The sequence below is a fragment of the Devosia sp. A449 genome (assembly GCF_054489375.1).
This window is the reverse complement of sequence record NZ_JBTMWU010000006.1, coordinates 86,035-101,820: the sequence shown is the minus strand read 5'-3', so window position 1 is coordinate 101,820 and position 15,786 is coordinate 86,035. Positions and strand designations below refer to the sequence as shown.

15 protein-coding genes are annotated in these 15,786 nt (G+C 63.8%); 8 read left to right on the top strand and 7 right to left on the bottom strand.

Annotated elements, in window-relative coordinates; translation table 11 throughout:
- Nucleotides 1–32: 32 nt before the first annotated feature.
- Both ACX3OW_RS16240 and ACX3OW_RS16235 read right to left on the bottom strand, forming a co-directional pair.
- Entirely contained in the window at nt 33–1,103 is a 1,071-nt protein-coding gene (locus tag ACX3OW_RS16240) for an LptF/LptG family permease (RefSeq protein WP_459096838.1), read from the bottom strand.
- Nucleotides 1,100–2,170: an LptF/LptG family permease gene (locus ACX3OW_RS16235; RefSeq protein WP_459096837.1), complete on the bottom strand. Its 1,071-nt coding sequence runs from the start codon at nt 2,168–2,170 to the stop codon at nt 1,100–1,102. The genes ACX3OW_RS16240 and ACX3OW_RS16235 overlap by 4 nt, the downstream gene beginning before the upstream one ends.
- A gap of 211 nt (nt 2,171–2,381) precedes the next feature.
- Between ACX3OW_RS16235 and ACX3OW_RS16230 the strand changes: the two genes are divergently transcribed.
- Nucleotides 2,382–3,863 carry a leucyl aminopeptidase gene (locus ACX3OW_RS16230; protein ID WP_459096836.1) on the top strand — a complete coding sequence of 494 codons (1,482 nt, stop codon included), beginning with the start codon at nt 2,382–2,384 and terminating at the stop codon, nt 3,861–3,863.
- 153 nt (nt 3,864–4,016) lie between these two features.
- Nucleotides 4,017–4,463, top strand: coding sequence for a DNA polymerase III subunit chi (locus tag ACX3OW_RS16225; RefSeq protein WP_459096835.1), 447 nt, complete (start codon nt 4,017–4,019; stop codon nt 4,461–4,463).
- A 114-nt stretch (nt 4,464–4,577) separates the two neighbouring features.
- On the opposite strand, the gene ACX3OW_RS16220 is transcribed toward ACX3OW_RS16225, so the two are convergent.
- From ACX3OW_RS16220 to ACX3OW_RS16205, 4 genes are read right to left on the bottom strand one after another with little or no spacing between them, the layout of a single operon-like run.
- A complete protein-coding gene (locus tag ACX3OW_RS16220; protein ID WP_459096834.1) occupies nt 4,578–5,468 on the bottom strand; it encodes a DUF4344 domain-containing metallopeptidase in 891 nt (296 codons plus the stop codon).
- 57 nt (nt 5,469–5,525) lie between these two features.
- Nucleotides 5,526–6,359, bottom strand: coding sequence for a DUF4344 domain-containing metallopeptidase (locus ACX3OW_RS16215; protein WP_459096833.1), 834 nt, complete (start codon nt 6,357–6,359; stop codon nt 5,526–5,528).
- Nucleotides 6,360–6,415: 56 nt separating this feature from the next.
- Complete coding sequence (locus tag ACX3OW_RS16210) at nt 6,416–6,847, bottom strand: cupin domain-containing protein (RefSeq protein ID WP_459096832.1); 432 nt, start codon at nt 6,845–6,847, stop codon at nt 6,416–6,418.
- Complete coding sequence (locus ACX3OW_RS16205; RefSeq protein WP_459096831.1) at nt 6,844–8,715, bottom strand: ABC-F family ATP-binding cassette domain-containing protein; 1,872 nt, start codon at nt 8,713–8,715, stop codon at nt 6,844–6,846. The genes ACX3OW_RS16210 and ACX3OW_RS16205 overlap by 4 nt, the downstream gene beginning before the upstream one ends.
- Before the next feature lie 243 nt (nt 8,716–8,958).
- Between ACX3OW_RS16205 and ndk the strand changes: the two genes are divergently transcribed.
- The 4 genes from ndk (at nt 8,959) to ACX3OW_RS16185 (ending at nt 12,533) form a co-directional block, all read left to right on the top strand.
- On the top strand, nt 8,959–9,381 hold the full coding sequence (gene ndk, locus ACX3OW_RS16200) for a nucleoside-diphosphate kinase (RefSeq protein ID WP_459096830.1): 423 nt from the start codon (nt 8,959–8,961) through the stop codon (nt 9,379–9,381).
- The gene (locus ACX3OW_RS16195; RefSeq protein ID WP_459096829.1) at nt 9,381–9,566 is read left to right on the top strand and encodes a tautomerase family protein; all 186 of its coding nucleotides are present in this window, start codon (nt 9,381–9,383) and stop codon (nt 9,564–9,566) included. The genes ndk and ACX3OW_RS16195 overlap by 1 nt, the downstream gene beginning before the upstream one ends.
- 180 nt (nt 9,567–9,746) lie before the next feature.
- The gene (locus ACX3OW_RS16190; protein WP_459096828.1) at nt 9,747–11,708 is read left to right on the top strand and encodes a DEAD/DEAH box helicase; all 1,962 of its coding nucleotides are present in this window, start codon (nt 9,747–9,749) and stop codon (nt 11,706–11,708) included.
- A gap of 12 nt (nt 11,709–11,720) precedes the next feature.
- On the top strand, nt 11,721–12,533 hold the full coding sequence (locus ACX3OW_RS16185; RefSeq protein WP_459096827.1) for a glycosyltransferase family 32 protein: 813 nt from the start codon (nt 11,721–11,723) through the stop codon (nt 12,531–12,533).
- Here the strand turns inward: ACX3OW_RS16185 and ACX3OW_RS16180 are convergent.
- Entirely contained in the window at nt 12,524–13,147 is a 624-nt protein-coding gene (locus ACX3OW_RS16180; RefSeq protein WP_459096826.1) for a MarR family winged helix-turn-helix transcriptional regulator, read from the bottom strand. The genes ACX3OW_RS16185 and ACX3OW_RS16180 overlap by 10 nt on opposite strands.
- Nucleotides 13,148–13,285: 138 nt before the next feature.
- On the opposite strand from ACX3OW_RS16180, the gene ACX3OW_RS16175 reads away from it, so the two are divergent.
- Nucleotides 13,286–14,848, top strand: a complete 1,563-nt coding sequence (locus ACX3OW_RS16175) for an MDR family MFS transporter (RefSeq protein WP_459096825.1) — start codon at nt 13,286–13,288, stop codon at nt 14,846–14,848.
- Nucleotides 14,849–15,152: 304 nt separating this feature from the next.
- Nucleotides 15,153–15,752, top strand: coding sequence for a hypothetical protein (locus tag ACX3OW_RS16170; RefSeq protein ID WP_459096824.1), 600 nt, complete (start codon nt 15,153–15,155; stop codon nt 15,750–15,752).
- The last annotated feature ends 34 nt before the right edge of the window (nt 15,753–15,786 follow it).

The window sequence follows — 15,786 nt, the reverse complement described above, 5'->3', positions numbered from 1 at the left end:
CGGTGTCCCCCTCTTGGCCTTGGCCATCATCCTCAAACGCGCCCGTCTTCCCTATGCAGCAACACCGTCACGCCGATGACGATGGCTACGAATGCCGGGCCAACTGCCGCAAACGTGGGATCGAGAACCCCGGTCGACCCGGCACGGTCGGCCATCTCGGTAATCACGAATACAACAAACCCGAGCACGATCCCGTACAGAACCGCAGGTCCATAATTAGAGGCTCTTCGATAACCTGCGGTAAACGCAAAAGCAATGAACAGCGAGCCGGTCAAAACCAGCGGCAGCGCCAATAGTTTAACCAGCCGCATGGCCGCCGCATTGCGGATGGCGGGGTCGCTCACGCCGGCCCGCAACAGGTCCGCCAGTTCAAAAAAAGTCATGTCCTCGGTCGACATCAGCTTGAGCTCCAGCTCGGCCGCGGAGGAACTGGTGGCGATGGCATAGTCCGTCACCTGCTGCGGCGGCTTTTCCGGCGTCAGGATGGTGGCGGTCGGAAACACCCATTGCCCATCCTCCAGCCGCGCGGTCGGCGCCTCGATGCGCGGCGCCGGGCTGTCACCCAGCTGGAACACCGTCACATTGCCCAGCGTCGCGCCGCCGCCCTGCATGCCGCTGGCCATCAGCACATAATGCAGCTCGCCGCTGCGCTGCTCGAGCCAGACTTCGTCGGCCGGGGTCAGCATCGCCGCCTGTCCGGGCGGGGTGGGATACAGGTCGCGGTTGATCTGGGTGCTGGCCGTCTCCAGCCCCAGCGAGATCACCAGACTCAACAGCGCCAGCACGATCACCGGCGCGCGCACCGCCCGCCAGATCGAAATCCCGCTGGCATGGATCACCGTCAGTTCCTGCCGGCTCTTGAGGTCGATAAACCCCAGGATCGCCCCCATCAGCACCGTCACCGGCAGCGTCTTGATGGTCCAGCGCACGGCGCTCATCAGCACCATGACGATGGCCATCGGCACGCCATGCGCCTCGGCGACGAAATTGAAGCGCCAGGTGTCGAGCGATTCCACCAGCGCGATCAGCCCGTAAAACACGAACACCGTCACCCCGATGCGGCTGCCGAGCCGGTTGAGCACCAGCCAGTCGATCCTGCTCATGGCGTCACCGCCTCGGGAATGCGGCGCGGTCGCACCCGCCACAGCAGCACGCTGCCGGCGATGATCACCAGCACCAGCGCCCCGGTCGCCGTGCCCAGCGGGCTATAGGCGCTCAGTCCCCGCTCGCCAAAGGCGATCAGTAACACCGCCGCTTCCATCGGCACGGGGATGCGCGACCGCCGCCCACTGGGAAACGCCATCATCGCCAACACCATCATCGCCATGCCGATCACCCGCAGCCCCTCGGCCAGCCGGTTGGTCAGCAGCATCACCCGCTGCTGGCTCCAGTCGTCATTGGCGATGGCGTCGCGCACCAGTTGGATACTGTCATGCTCCTGCAGCGGATCGGTCACGCCATAAGGCTGCGACAGGCCTTCGACGCTGATGTCGTAGCGGGCAAAGGAAATCTCCGAGAACCGGCCATCGGCCTCGACATATTGCATCGCGCCGTCACGCAGCTCGATGACATAGGTCTCGCCATCCGTCGAAACCCGCGCCGTGTCGGCAATATAGGTGCGCCGCCGGCCGGGTTGGCGCCGGTCATCGGCAAAGAATTCCTCGATTTCGCCGCTGCCCGAACGGCCGCCGATCAGCAGAATCACCCCCGGCGTCACCTGGGTGAACCGCCCCGGCCGCAGCGTCGAACTCACCAGATCCGCGGCGATGCTGGCGCTCAGCGTATTGAGCCGCTGATTGGCATAGGGCTCGATGAAATTGGACAGCAGCAGCACGCCCAGCACGCCGGCGCCGGTCACCACCCCGGTGGCGCGCCACAGCGACCCCAGCCCGTAGCTGGTGTGGATGATGTGCAGTTCCTTATTGGCCTGCAACGAGATCAGCGCCCGCGCCAGCCCGATGCCGATGCAGATATAGAAGAAGGAGATGGCCAGCGGCGGCATGGTGTAAAGCGCCTGCACCCCCAGCACGAGCACGCTTTGCCCCTTCACCGACACCACGTCGAACGAGCGCAGGCAATTGACCAGCCAGAGCAAAAAGCAGACCACGCCAAACAGAATCAGCGCGTCCGTCACAAACAGGCGTGCAAGATAGGCCGTCAGTCTCTTCATGCCGTTTTGCCAGCGTCTCCGGGGAGCGGGCCACCCCGCCCGCAAGCCGAACCTTGGTGCAGTTTGTGCTCAGGCACAAGCGCGCAACCGCCGGCGCGGGGAATTGTCCAGCGTCCTGTTGCGGGATTGACGCGGCCGGCAAAGCCTTCAATGTAAGACCAATCCTTCCGCCCGACCGTTCCTGTCGGCCTCTGCCCACTAAGGCTGTTCAATGTCCCAATCCATCACCATTCGCACTGCCCCGCTCTCCGGCGTGTCCGCCCCCCTGACCATCATCTATGCCGCTGAAAGCGCCGCACCTGCCGGGGCTGCGGCAGCGATCTGGGCCGCCACCGGACTTGATTGGGCCGAGAGCGCCGCCAGCAACGCCTTCAAGGGCAAGCAGGGCCAGACGCTCGACGTGCTGGGGGTAGGGGGCAAGCGCCTGCTGGTGCTGGGCAGCGGCAAGGCCGGTGCCGACGCGCCGCTCAATGGCTGGACTGATCGTGGCGGCTCGCTGCTGGCCAAGATCGCCGCCACCCGCGCCGAAACCGTGGCCGTGGTGATTGATGAGGCCGGGGCCAGCCCCGCTGCCATTGGCGAGGTCGCCGCCGGCCTGCGCCTGCGCCATTATCGCTTCGACAAATACAAGTCCGTCCGCGCCGAAGACGCCCCCGGCGCGCTCACCGTAACCCTCCACGTTGCCGATCCGGCTGCCGCCGAACTTGCCATCGCCGACCGTGGCGCCACCGTCGCCGGCACCCTGCTGGCCCGCGACCTGATCAACGAGCCGGCCAATGTGCTCGGCCCGGTCGAATTCGCCGCCCGCGCCGCCGAACTGGCCAAGCTGGGCGTCGAGATCGAAATTCTCGAACCCGAGGCGCTGGAACAGCTTGGCATGGCCTCCTTGCTCTGCGTCGCGCAGGGCTCTGACCGTCCGGCGCGCCTCGTCGTCATGCAATGGCGCGGCGGCAAGGCCGATGACGCGCCGCTGGCCTTTGTCGGCAAGGGCGTGGTGTTCGATACCGGCGGCATTTCCATCAAGCCTGCCGCCTCCATGGAAGACATGAAGGGCGACATGGGCGGCGCGGCCGCCGTTACCGGCCTGATGCTGGCCCTGGCCACCCGCAAGGCTCCGGTCAATGTCGTCGGCGTCATCGGCCTGGTGGAAAACATGCCCTCGGCCAAGGCCGTCCGCCCCGGCGATATCGTCAAGGCGATGAGCGGCACCACCATCGAAGTGATCAATACCGACGCCGAAGGCCGCCTCGTGCTGGCCGACGCGCTCTGGTACACGCAGGACCGCTTCAAGCCCCGCTTCATGATCAATCTGGCAACGCTGACCGGCGCCATCGTCGTCGCCCTCGGCCACGAGCATGCGGGCCTGTTCTCCAACAATGACGAGCTGTCGACCCAGCTGCTCAGTGCCGGCCTCACTGCCAATGAGAAGCTGTGGCGCCTGCCGCTGAGCCCGGCCTACGACAAGATCATCGAATCCAAATTCGCCGATATCCGCAACTCGGCCGGCCGCCCGGGGGGCTCGATCCTGGCCGCCCAATTCCTGCAGCGCTTCGTCAATGACGTGCCCTGGGCCCATCTCGACATCGCCGGCACCGCCTTCGGCGCCGGCACCACCGAAATCAACACCTCCTGGGCCCCCGGCTTCGGCGTCGCCCTCCTCGACCGCCTGGTCCGCGACCACTATCAGGGCTAACCCATTTTCTTCCCCTCTCCCCTTGCGGGAGAGGGATAGAAAATCCGCGTTCAGCGGATTTGCGAGGGTGAGGGGTTCTCTCCGCGCGCTCTATAGTCGTGGGCACGCCGATCCCCCCTTCCGCCCCAGCCCACAACGCGGTTAAGTGTCCCCATGCCCGACGTCTTCTTCTACCACCTCGAAACCCAACCGCTCGAAATGGTGCTTCCCCAATTGCTGGAGAAGACGCTTGAGCGCGGCTGGCGTGCCGTGGTCGAAATCGGCTCCAGCGAGCGGACCGAACTGCTCGATGGACAGCTCTGGACCTGGCGCGACGACAGCTTCATTCCCCACGCGCTGGCCGGCGCCGAGACGGACGCCGACCAGCCGGTGCTGCTCACCACCGGCACCGACAATCCCAATGCTGCCAATGTGCGCTTCTTCGTCGATCGCGCCGTGCCGCAATCGGCCGAGGGCTATGAGCGCGTCGTCTATCTGTTTTCCGGCCACGACCCCGACGCCGTCGCCGAAGCCCGCCTGGCCTGGACCGCCCTCAAAGGCAGCAATGCCATAACCTACTGGCACCAGGAAGCCGGCGGCCGCTGGGTCAAAAAGGCCTGAGGCATCAGCGAGAGCGCTTCAACCCCTCCTTCGTCATTGCCGGGCTTGTCCCGGCAATCCATCTTCGGGAGCGTTGTATGGACCACCCGGATAAACCGGGTGGTGACGATGGGGCTACTCGGCGCGCTGCCGCACCGGCGCCTCATCAGCATCCTTGGTGAAATAATTGCTCTCGCCGTCGCCTTCCGCGCCCTCGTCACCGGCGCCCAGAATGTCGTTCACATACAGCCCGAACATGTCCGCCGCCAATTCGTAGCAATAGGTGATTTCGCTGTCGCCGGGGCTGTAATAGGCATTGGCCTCGCCGCATAATGTGGCCCGGAACGTCACCGGTCCCGGCAATACATAGCGGCTGGTCACCAGCGCCGCCGCCCGCTCCAGCACCTGCCAGCTTTCCAGCGCATTGGCGAATTCGGTATAGTCGCCAGCATCTTCGTAGCTGATGGAGATGGCAGCGCCTTCCGCCTCGCTGACCGCATGCGGCTCCAGCAGCGTCGTCCAGCTGACATTGGCCTGCTCATAGGTAACAGCGCATGCGTCGCGCTGATCCTGATCGAGTTCATAGGCATCGGCGGTGTCGGAAAAGGCCTCGGGGTCCTTGCCGACCATCATGCACACCATGGCATAGGCGCGCTGGATATCGAGGCTATGCTCGTCGTAATAGGAAAAATCCTCGACGCCCGAGCCGGTCGATTTCACCGCGTTGAAATACCAGCCATCGGCACTGTCGACGAGCGCGTTATAGCTATCATCGTCGCTGTCATCGTTGAGCAGCATGATGACGGCCAGCGCATCGGCGGCGTCCTCCTCCTTGCCCAGCACCGGCAAGCCCAGCTCCCCGACCAGCAGGTGCCCGATCTCGTGATACATGGTGAAACTGGCGTCATGCATGGCAAAGGCGATGGCCGCTTCGGCATCCGCCTCGGACAAGTCCTGCGCCGTCGCGGAACACACAAGGCCCAGGCCGCAGATCAGGGCGGCAGGCACAGAAAAAACTGCACGCAAGACGGTCTCCGGGAATATTGGCGAGAAGTCGCCTCATCCCACTAGATCACGCAATCGTCAAAATTTTGCAGGTTTTTCCTTGCCGGGCGGGGGCATATTGGCCTCGAACAGCGCCATATAATCGGCCATCAACTCGTAGCAGAAGATGATTTCCACCGTTTCGGGATCATAGAAGGCATTGGCCTCGCCGCAGCGCTTGGCGTTGAACTGCACCGGCCCGCGCAGGGTATAATTCTTGCGCAGCTCATCGGCCACCTGCTCGAATACCCCACTCGACTTGAAGGCATCCGCCGCCGCTTTCAGCCGCCCGCCGACCGGGTGATAGGTCACCACCACCTTGGTGCCCCGGCTCTTCTTCTTGCCATGCTCATTCAGCAAGCCGCGGAACGCCCGGTTGACCGTATCGTAGTCCCAGACGCAGCTCTCCTGCCGGTCGCGCTCCAGCCGATACTCATTGGCCAGCGGCCGATAGGCCGTCTTGTCCTTGCCCACCATCAGGCAGACGATCTGATAGGCTCGTTGCTTGTCGAGGCTATAGCCGTCGGCATAGTCGCTCTCGGCGCCGCCGCTGTCGTAAGCCGTGCCCGACAGCACCCAGCCCTCCGCCGCATCCGCCAGCGCCCGATCGGCCGCCTCGGTCCGCTTGTTGAGCAGCAGCCAGGTCGCCATATTGTCGGCCGCATCCTCCTCCTTGCCCAGCACCGGCAGGTCGAGTTTGTGGAACAACAGGTGCGCCATCTCGTGATAGAGGGCAAACAGGCTGTTATTGGAAGAAAACTGCCAGCTTGCTGCAAGACGTTTCTTGCCCGGCTCCTGCGCCTGCAGAGCGCCAGGAACGCACAAAAAGCCCAGCAATAGCAGGCATATCAGCTTGAAACCGGGGAGGCGCATGGTGCCCTTTCGCCAGGCGTGTCGTGGCAGCAGGAAATGGCAATGCTGCCTTGCTGTCAACGGCCGCCCGGTGTCCAGTCAGGGTCCGCCAGCTCGAAGCCGGAGAACTGAAATCCCGGCGCCACCGTGCAGCCCACCAGCGTCCAATCCCCCGTGCTGGCCGCCGCTTGCCAGGCTCCGCGCGGCACCACCACCTGCGGCCGCTCGGCCTTGTCGAGGTCCGCACCGAGCACATGTTCAACAACGGACTGGCCATCCGAGATGCGCAATTTAAGCGGCGCCCCGGTGTAAAAGTGCCACACCTCAACCGCATCAACCCGGTGCCAATGCGACGCATCGCCGGCTTCGAGCAGGTAATAAATCGCGGTGGAACGGGGGCGGTCGTCAGATTTCGCTTCATCCTCAAAGGTTTGCGCATACCAGCCGCCCTCGGGATGGCGCTGCATCCCGAGCGTGAAGATCACGTCCTTGGCGGTGAGCTTGCTCATGCGCGCTCCGCTTGCTCCAGCTCGGCACTCAGCGCCAGCCACTGTTCCTCGGTGGTCTCGAGCTCGGCGGCAAAGCGCGCCTTGTCCTTGCCAAGCGCAATCACCCGGTCGGGCGCGCCGTTGTAAACCTTGGGGTCTTCCAGCTGCGCATCGACCTTGCTGATCTCGGTCTTCAAGCGCGCAATCTTGGTTTCGGCATCCTTGATCGACGCCTTGAGCGGCGCGATCTCGGCGCGACGGGCCGCCGCTTCAGCCTTGTTGGCCTTGCGATCCGCCTTCGAACCACCACCGCCGCCCTTGCCTTCCTTGGAGGAAGTGATGCTGCGCTGGTAGCTGTCCAGATCCTCGTCCAGCACGCGGATGCCGCCGCCGTCGGCGATCCACAGCGTGTCGCAGGTCGCCTCGATCAGATGGCGGTCGTGGCTGATGATCAGCACCGCGCCTTCATAATCGTTGAGCGCATGCACCAGCGCATCGCGGCTGTCGATGTCGAGATGGTTGGTCGGCTCGTCGAGGATCATCATCCCCGGCCCGCCAAAGGTGATCAGCCCCATCAACAGGCGCGCCCGCTCGCCACCAGACAGGTTCTTGGCCTTGGTATCCATGCGCGATTTGGTCAGGCCCATCTGGCTGAGCCGCGACCGGCGCTTGGCTTCGCCATCCGTCGGCATAAGGTCGACGATATGCTCGAACGGGGTCCATTCGGGCTTGAGCTTGTCCATCTGGTGCTGGGCAAAGTGGGCGATTTCGAGCTTCTTGCCCTTGCGCATAGTGCCGCTCAACGGCGCGATATCGCCGGCCAGCAGCTTGGCAAAGGTCGACTTGCCGTTGCCGTTGACGCCGATCAGCGCGATGCGGTCTTCCGGGTCGATACGCATATTGATATTGCGCAAAATGGTCTTGTCGCCATAGCCGGCCGACACGCCATCCAGCGTGATCATCGGGGTGGACTGGTCGGCCTTGGGCTGCTGGAAGGTGAAGGGCGCGGAATATTCATCGAACATCGCCGCCGGCGGCTTCAGCTTTTCGATCATCTTGATGCGCGCCTGGGCCTGCTTGGCCTTGGTGGCGGAGGCGCGGAAGCGATCGACGAACTTCTGCATATGCGCGACCTGGTCCAGCGCCTTGTCGCGGCCCTTGTTGTTCAGCTCCATCTGCATGCGACGCGTGCTTTCGAACGTGTCGTAATTGCCCTTGTAGAAGGTGAACTTGCGGTGCTCGAGATGGATGATCGAGCTGACCGACTTGTTGAGCAGGTCACGGTCGTGGCTGATCATGAAGACGGTATAGGGATAGGTGGCGAGATATTTCTCCAGCCACAGCGTGCCTTCCAGATCGAGATAGTTGGTTGGCTCGTCCAGCAGCAGCAGGTCAGGCTGGCTGAACAGCACGCCCGCCAGCGCCACGCGCATGCGCCAGCCGCCCGACAGCTCATGCGTCGGCGCGTTCTGTCGATCCTGCTCGAAGCCCAGCCCTTTCAGAATGGATGAGGCGCGACCCTCGGCGGAATAGGCGTCGATGTCGGCCAGGCGCGTATAGATCTCGCTGATGCGATCTGGATCATCGGCGGTTTCGGCTTCCGCCATCAGCGCCGTGCGCTCCTTGTCGGCGGCCATCACCACCTCCAGCACGCTTTCATTGCCGGCGGGGGCTTCCTGCGCCACCGCGCCGATGCGCGCCTTCTTGTTCAGCTCCATCGAGCCGGCATCGGCGCTGATATGGCCCTGAATCAGGTGGAACAGCGTGGTCTTGCCGGTGCCGTTCTTGCCGACAAAGCCAGTCTTGGAGCCGGTCGGCAGCACCACCGAGGCATCCTCGAACAGTTCGCGGCCCTGGATGCGATAGGTAAGGTTGTTAATGGTCAGCATGATGCGGCAATCTTTGGAGAGGGCAGGGTGCCTGCGGCGACACCGGGCCGGCGCGGCAAACGCACTGCGAAAATGTGTTGCTGGTTGGATAGAGTTAAGCCGTCCGCATGGCAACCGGCTTTGCGCGCGGGCCGGGGGACCCTTTGGCGCATGGCAGGCACGACAAAGCCCCGTCTTGCCTCCGTCAAACTCTGACGTTACAAGGCGCCACCTGTCCAACAGACCCATTCAAGGATCGACCTCATGGCGCTCGAACGCACCTTCTCCATCATCAAGCCCGATGCCGTCCGCCGCAACCTCATCGGCCAGATCATTGCCAAGTTCGAGGCCGCCGGCCTGCGTCCGATCGCGCTGAAGAAGATCCACATGACCCGCGCCCAGGCCGAAGGCTTCTACGGCGTGCACAAGGATCGCCCCTTCTTTGGCGAGCTGGTCGAGCAGATGATTGCTTCGCCCGTCGTCGTGCAGGTTCTGGAAGGCGAAGGCGCCATCCTCAAGAACCGTGAAGTCATGGGCGCAACCAATCCGGAAAACGCCGCTCCCGGCACCATCCGCAAGGACTTCGCCCTCTCGATCGGCGAAAACTCCGTGCATGGTTCGGACGCTCCCGAGACCGCTGCTGAAGAGATCAAGTTCTTCTTCAACGACGACGAACTGGTCGGCTAATGCCCGAGGTTTACGTTTACGCTGTCGAAGGCCGTAGCGCCGAACAAAAGCGCGGCCTGATGAAGGACATCACCGACGCGGTGGTGAAGAATTTCGGCACCGATCCCGAAAAGGTAACGGTGCAGATCGTCGAGTCGCCCAAGGACAGTAAGGCCAAGGGCGGCATTCCTTTCAGCGAGCGTTAAGCCCCGCAATCTGCTAGTCGTCACGCGAAGGCCGCCCGCCGGGCGGCCTTTTTGCTCGTTTGTGCTATGATGCACGCCAACTCTGCCGCATAATTCCAAAACTGAACCATCCGCAAAGTGGGCTTCCCGCTGAAGCGGGTACGACGCCGTTGTTTGATCGGCGTCCAGCGAAAGCCACATATGTCCCTTCCCGAGACCATTCTCGCCCCGCTCGCTCGTGCTCTTGCCAACAAGGGTTACGAGACCCTGACCCCCGTCCAGGCCGCCATCATCGAAGATGAGACCGCCGGCCGCGATCTGCTCGTTTCCGCCCAGACCGGCTCCGGCAAGACCGTTGCCTTCGGCATGGCCATTGCGCCGACTCTGCTGGGCGACGCCGAACGCTTCACCTCCGTTGGCGCTCCGCTGGCGCTGCTGATTGCCCCGACCCGCGAACTTGCCCTGCAGGTACAGCGCGAACTCGAGTGGCTCTATGCCGAAACCGGCGCCAAGACCGCGTCCTGCGTTGGCGGCATGGATGCCCGTGCCGAGCGCCGTGCGCTCGATCAAGGTGCCCATATCGTCGTCGGCACCCCCGGCCGCCTGCGTGACCATATCACCCGTGGCGCCCTCGACATGTCGGCGCTGCGCGCTGTCGTGCTCGACGAAGCCGACGAGATGCTCGATCTGGGTTTCCGCGAAGACCTCGAATTCATCCTCGACGCCGCGCCGGAAGACCGCCGCACGCTGCTGTTCTCGGCCACTGTTCCCAAGCCGATTGCCCAGCTGGCCAAGATCTTCCAGCGCAATGCCCTGCGTGTTGCCGCCACCAGTGCTACCGAGCAGCACGCCGATATCGACTACAAGCTGATGCTGGTGCCCGCCGCCGAGCGCGAAAACGCCATCATCAACACGCTGCTGTATTTTGAAGCGGTCAACACCATCGTTTTCGCCTCCACCCGCGAAGGGGTGAAGCATCTGTCGGCACGGCTGCATAATCGCGGCTTTGCCGTGGTGACGCTGTCGGGCGAACTCAGCCAGGCCGAGCGCACCAATGCGCTGCAGTCGATGCGCGATGGCCGTGCCCATATCTGCGTTGCCACCGACGTGGCCGCGCGCGGTATCGATCTGCCCAATCTCGATCTGGTGATCCACGCCGATCTGCCGAACAATCCCGATACGCTGCTGCACCGTTCGGGCCGTACCGGTCGCGCCGGGCGCAAGGGCACCTGCGTCATCATCTCGCCGATGCATCGCCGCAACGTCGCCCAGCGCATCCTCAAGACCGCCAAGCTCGACGTGACCATGATGGCCCCGCCGACCGCCGCCGAGATCGATGCGCGCTTCCGCGAAGGCATCCTGTCCGCTGCGATCCTGACCACCCCGGCCACCGAAGACGAGGCCGCCATGGTCACCGAGCTGCTGGCGCGCCACAGCGTCGAGGCCATCGCCGGCGCCTATCTGCGCCAGCAATTGGCAGCGCGTCCGGCCCCCGAGGACATCAGCGACAATCCGGTGCCGAGCAAGCCCGGCGACAGCGATCCGCGGGTCCGCGAAAAGTTCGAAGGCGGCACCTGGTTCAAGGTTTCCGTCGGCCGCAAGCAGAAGGCCGAGCCGCGCTGGCTGCTGCCGATGCTGTGCAAGGCGGGCAACGTCACCAAGACCGCCATCGGCTCGATCCGCATTTTCGACACCGAATCCATCTTTGAAGTTGCCGCGCCCAAGGCTGATGCCTTTGCTCGCAGCGTCGAGAAGAACGGCTCCGGCGAGCGCGGCGTTACCATTTCGGCCGTAGATGGCCCCGGCGAACGCCGTGCCGGTCCGCCCCCGTCGCAGCGTCGTCCGCCCGGTCCGGTGGAGCGCTTCGACCCCAATGCACCGCGTCCTGAACGCGCCGACCGCCAGGCGCGCTATGGCTCCGCCGGCCTGCGTCCTGACGATTTTGCCGAGCCGGCAACCGGTAGCTGGAACCCAGCCGCCGAGGCCGAAACGCCGCGCCAGCCAAAGCCCGATTTCGACAAGCCGCGTCCGCCCAAGGTCGCCAAGGCTCCGCCGGCCAAGGACAAGGGCAAGCCAAAATGGGCTGGCAAGCCGGCTGATGGCGCTCCCAAGGCTGCCAAAAAGCTCAAGGACCACAAGCCCAAGCGCGCGCCGCAGGTCTAGGCTCAGCTAACGATGACCACGCTGCCGACCATTGTGAGCTTCTGGCACGGGCCGATGAGCTGGCTCGAAGCCTTGTCCATCGCCTCCTTCGTGCGGCAGGGCCATCGGGTGGAGGTTTATTCCTTCGATCCGGTGGCTGGCCTGCCGGCCAGCGCCATCGCCCGCGACGCGGCCGACGTGCTGCCGCGCGACAAGCTGGTGTTCTACAAGGGCAAGGGCACGCCCGGCGTGTTTTCGGACTATTTCCGCATGATGGCGCTCCGGCAGAACCGGGGCGTCTATGCCGATCTCGACGTCTATTGCGTCCGTCCCATCGAGGGTCCGCCCGACTATCTGATGGCCTATGAGCGCCCCGGCTCGATCAATGGCGCGGTGTTGCACATCCCTGCCGATGCGCCGCTATTGGCCGATCTGCTGTCGATTTTCACCGATACCAAGCGGCCATTGCTGGAGCCGCATCTGCCGCCGTTCCGCCGTATCGAAGTCGCGGTCCGGCGCCTGTTCGGCGAAAAAATCGCCCCCGAAGACATGCAATATGGCGCCACCGGCCCGATGGCGCTGACCCATTATATGCACCGTCATGGCCTGGTGGATGCGGTCCTGCCGAGCACCGTGCTCTATCCCATTCCCTATGAGGGCATTCCGGCGCTGATGGAGCCCGGCTCCAGCGTTGACGCGGCGATCCGTCCGGAAACCCTCGCCATCCACCTGTGGCGCAGCCAACTCACCCGCCGCGGCCGCGCCGGCCTGCCGCAACCGGCACCGGGCAGCGCCATGGCCGAACTTTGCGCCCGCGAGGGCGTCGATCCCGCCGCCTATCCCTGAGCCGTTTCGGCCTGTTTGCGGCTGGCGGCGATGCCCTTGGCAAGGAGCGCAATATCGTCAGCAAATTTGACCACGCCAACTTCGGTATGGGCCGACCAGTCGCCGAATTTGCGCAGCAGCGGCACGAAGCTGTCGACCTCGTCCTTCGTCCAGCCGGACAGGAAATCCCCCAGGATCAGGAATTTATAGGCCCGCACCGCTTCGATGATGGCGGCGCCGGCATCGGTCAGCTCGATAATGGTCCGGCGGGCGTCGGCTTGGCTTACGGCGCGCCTTGCATAGCCGGCGTCGACCATTTCGCTCACCACGCGACTGGCGCGCGACGGATCGATGCCCAACCGCTCGGCGACCGTCGCCACCATGGTCTCGCCGGCACCGCTGTCGCCAAACTGGTTCTCCGGCGCCTCAATGGCCACCAGCACGTCAAATTGCGCCAGATCCATATCGATCTTGAGGTCGATCAGCGCCCGGTGCCCCAGCTCGCGCGCCCGGGCGCGGCGGCGCCAGGTCTGCATCAGCGCATCGATGCCGATCACCGCGTCAACGGTGGCCTGCTCGATGCCGGCCTTGCGCAGCAGGGCATTCATATCGGTTTTGCCACCAGAATGGGGCATGGCTGTCCTCGTGGTTTTGCATGATAATGGCAATTGCATGCTATTGACATGTATTTGCTGCGGGCAGATATATTCCGCAACAACTCATCCCGCAAGAGGGCGCGACTCCCTGCGTCATTGCGGTCAAAGGATCGCCTAATGTCCCAAGCTGCACAATCTGCCGAAGCGCCGCCAGCGCAGTCGGTAGGCCTGATCATCGGCGCTGTCGCCGTCACCCTGTTACTGGCCTCGCTGGGCCAGACCATCGTCTCGACAGCACTGCCCAGCATCGTCAGCGAATTGGGTGGCCTCGATCACCTGACCTGGGTGGTCATCGCCTATCTGCTCAGCTCCACCGTGGTGGCGCCGATCTATGGCAAGCTTGGCGACCTGTTCGGTCGCAAGATCGTGCTGCAGGCAGCCATCGTCATCTTCCTCGGCGGCGCTATCCTCTCCGCCATGGCAACCTCGATGACCTTCCTGATCATCGCCCGCGCCGTGCAGGGCCTTGGCGGTGGCGGTCTGATGGTGGTCGCCATGACTGTGGTGGCCGACGTCATTCCTCCGCGTCAACGTGGCAAGATTCAGGGCATTTTTGGCGCCGTGTTCGGTGTCTCGACCATTGTCGGGCCGCTGCTCGGCGGCTTCATCGTCGAAAAGCTGAGCTGGCAGTGGATTTTCATCATCAACCTGCCGCTGGGCCTGCTGGCGCTGGCCGTCATTGGCTTTGCCCTTGAATCGCGCACCGAGCGCGTCTCGCACAAGATCGACTATATGGGCTTCGTGCTGCTCACCACGGCGCTGTCGGCCTTCGTGCTGGCCACCAGCCTGGGCGGCAACACTTTCCCTTGGTTCTCGGTGCAGATCATCGGTCTGATCGTGGCGTCCTTCGCGGCGCTCGGAGCCTTTATCTGGGTCGAATCCCGCGCCGCCGAGCCCGTGCTGCCGCTGCAGCTGTTTTCCAACAACACCTTCCTGGTCACCAATTCCATCGGCTTTCTGGTTGGCATGGCCATGTTTGGCTCCATCACCTTCCTGCCGCTCTATCTGCAGATCGCCAAGGGCGTCTCGCCGACCAATTCGGCGTTGCAGCTGCTGCCGATGATGGTGGGGCTGATTGGCTCCTCGACGCTGTCCGGCTTCTTCATGAGCAAGACCGGCCGCTACAAGATTCTGCCGACCCTGGCGACGGCGACGCTGTTTGTCGGCCTGCTGCTGCTGGGCGTCATGCAGCTGTCGACGCCTGACTGGCAGATCGCGCTCTATATGTTCATCGTCGGCCTGGGCATCGGCCCGGTCAACAGCGTCAGCGTCACTGCCACCCAGAATGCGGTGCCGCAGGCTCTCGTCGGCGTCGCCACCGCCGGCAGCACGCTGTTCCGCCAGATCGGCGGCTCCATCGGCGTGTCGGTGTTCGGCGCCATCTTCAGCAGCAGTCTGGCCAGCCGCTTGGGTGACACCATGCCGGCGGGCGGCGGGGCCTTCAACGCCCAGGCGATTCAGGCTTTGCCCGAGGGCGTACGCACACAGGTGCTCGAAGGCTTTGCAGCGGCATTGCATCCGGTGTTCCTCACCGCTGCCGGTGCCGCCGTGCTCGCTTTCGCGCTGTCCTTCCTGCTCAAGGAAATCCCGCTGGCCACCACGCTGCGCAAGGAACCCGAGGCCGAGATTGACGGCGGAGAGAATGGCGCTGCTGCCGCTGCCGGCGCGCCAGCCTCCTGAACCACAAGCCATCAACTTAGCGGCGCGCTCAATGCGGGCCGTTTTTTATTGACTATTGCAACATATTTTCAATCACTTAGACCGGCGTTCAGACTCAAAGTCCCAGCGCCTTGATTCAACCTCTCAGCCGCCGCACCTGTGGCAAAAAGGTTGGTATTCGCCATGAACCGCAGCCGCTCGCCGATTTGTTAATGGCCAAATCAGTGAGCTTTGCTAGATTCAAATCATAGGAATGCCGAACTCGCGTCGCCGGCCCCAATCACATTGGAGAGCAATAGTGCCCTTGCGCTGGCAGGAAGTGGCTATGCCACTACTCGTGATCGTTTCGCTGATCGTCCTCAAATATATGCCTGCTACTGCTGGCCTGCCGCTGGCCCGGGCCGCAGGGGTCGTAGCCTTCGGCTATGCCGCCTTTCTGGCGCTGCGTCTGGTGCAGAGCGAGGAGGCCATCCATGTCGATGGCTGGTCCGAGCTTCGCCCCTCGATGATGGAATATTTCGCCTGCTACGGCGCTGCTGCGCTGGCGGTGGTGCTGATGTCCGCCATCATTGTCGTCGGTGGCACCCGGCATGTCGCGGCCGCCCAGATGGTGGCGACGTTCATCGCCTCAATCCTGTTGGGGGCAGGGGCCTTCGGTATCGGCCTGACCGGCCTGTTCACCAAGGTGCGCTGGAACAATACCGTGCTCGAACATCGCAGCGCCTTCGGGCGGGAAACCCAGCTCGCCTGGTCCGATGTGCGTTCGGTGCATCCCACCTGGCGCGGCGTCACCATCGCCACCCATGATGCGCGGCGCGTTACCTTCTCGCAGTTCCATTCCGGCGCCGCCCAATTGGCCATCCACGCCACCAACCGCGCCCGCCGCAATGCCGAGACGGCCACCCGCGCTTTTGCCACGCTCTGAGCCTCACCAATTTATTTGAGCGCCGCCCGGCGCT

Coding starts and splice junctions, on each gene's coding strand:
- ACX3OW_RS16240 (WP_459096838.1), bottom strand. CDS start 1,103: ATGAGCAGGATCGACTGGCTGGTGCTCAACCGGCTCGGCAGCCGCATC.
- ACX3OW_RS16235 (WP_459096837.1), bottom strand. CDS start 2,170: ATGAAGAGACTGACGGCCTATCTTGCACGCCTGTTTGTGACGGACGCG.
- ACX3OW_RS16230 (WP_459096836.1), top strand. CDS start 2,382: ATGTCCCAATCCATCACCATTCGCACTGCCCCGCTCTCCGGCGTGTCC.
- ACX3OW_RS16225 (WP_459096835.1), top strand. CDS start 4,017: ATGCCCGACGTCTTCTTCTACCACCTCGAAACCCAACCGCTCGAAATG.
- ACX3OW_RS16215 (WP_459096833.1), bottom strand. CDS start 6,359: ATGCGCCTCCCCGGTTTCAAGCTGATATGCCTGCTATTGCTGGGCTTT.
- ACX3OW_RS16210 (WP_459096832.1), bottom strand. CDS start 6,847: ATGAGCAAGCTCACCGCCAAGGACGTGATCTTCACGCTCGGGATGCAG.
- ACX3OW_RS16205 (WP_459096831.1), bottom strand. CDS start 8,715: ATGCTGACCATTAACAACCTTACCTATCGCATCCAGGGCCGCGAACTG.
- ndk (WP_459096830.1), top strand. CDS start 8,959: ATGGCGCTCGAACGCACCTTCTCCATCATCAAGCCCGATGCCGTCCGC.
- ACX3OW_RS16195 (WP_459096829.1), top strand. CDS start 9,381: ATGCCCGAGGTTTACGTTTACGCTGTCGAAGGCCGTAGCGCCGAACAA.
- ACX3OW_RS16190 (WP_459096828.1), top strand. CDS start 9,747: ATGTCCCTTCCCGAGACCATTCTCGCCCCGCTCGCTCGTGCTCTTGCC.
- ACX3OW_RS16185 (WP_459096827.1), top strand. CDS start 11,721: ATGACCACGCTGCCGACCATTGTGAGCTTCTGGCACGGGCCGATGAGC.
- ACX3OW_RS16180 (WP_459096826.1), bottom strand. CDS start 13,147: ATGCCCCATTCTGGTGGCAAAACCGATATGAATGCCCTGCTGCGCAAG.
- ACX3OW_RS16175 (WP_459096825.1), top strand. CDS start 13,286: ATGTCCCAAGCTGCACAATCTGCCGAAGCGCCGCCAGCGCAGTCGGTA.
- ACX3OW_RS16170 (WP_459096824.1), top strand. CDS start 15,153: ATGCCACTACTCGTGATCGTTTCGCTGATCGTCCTCAAATATATGCCT.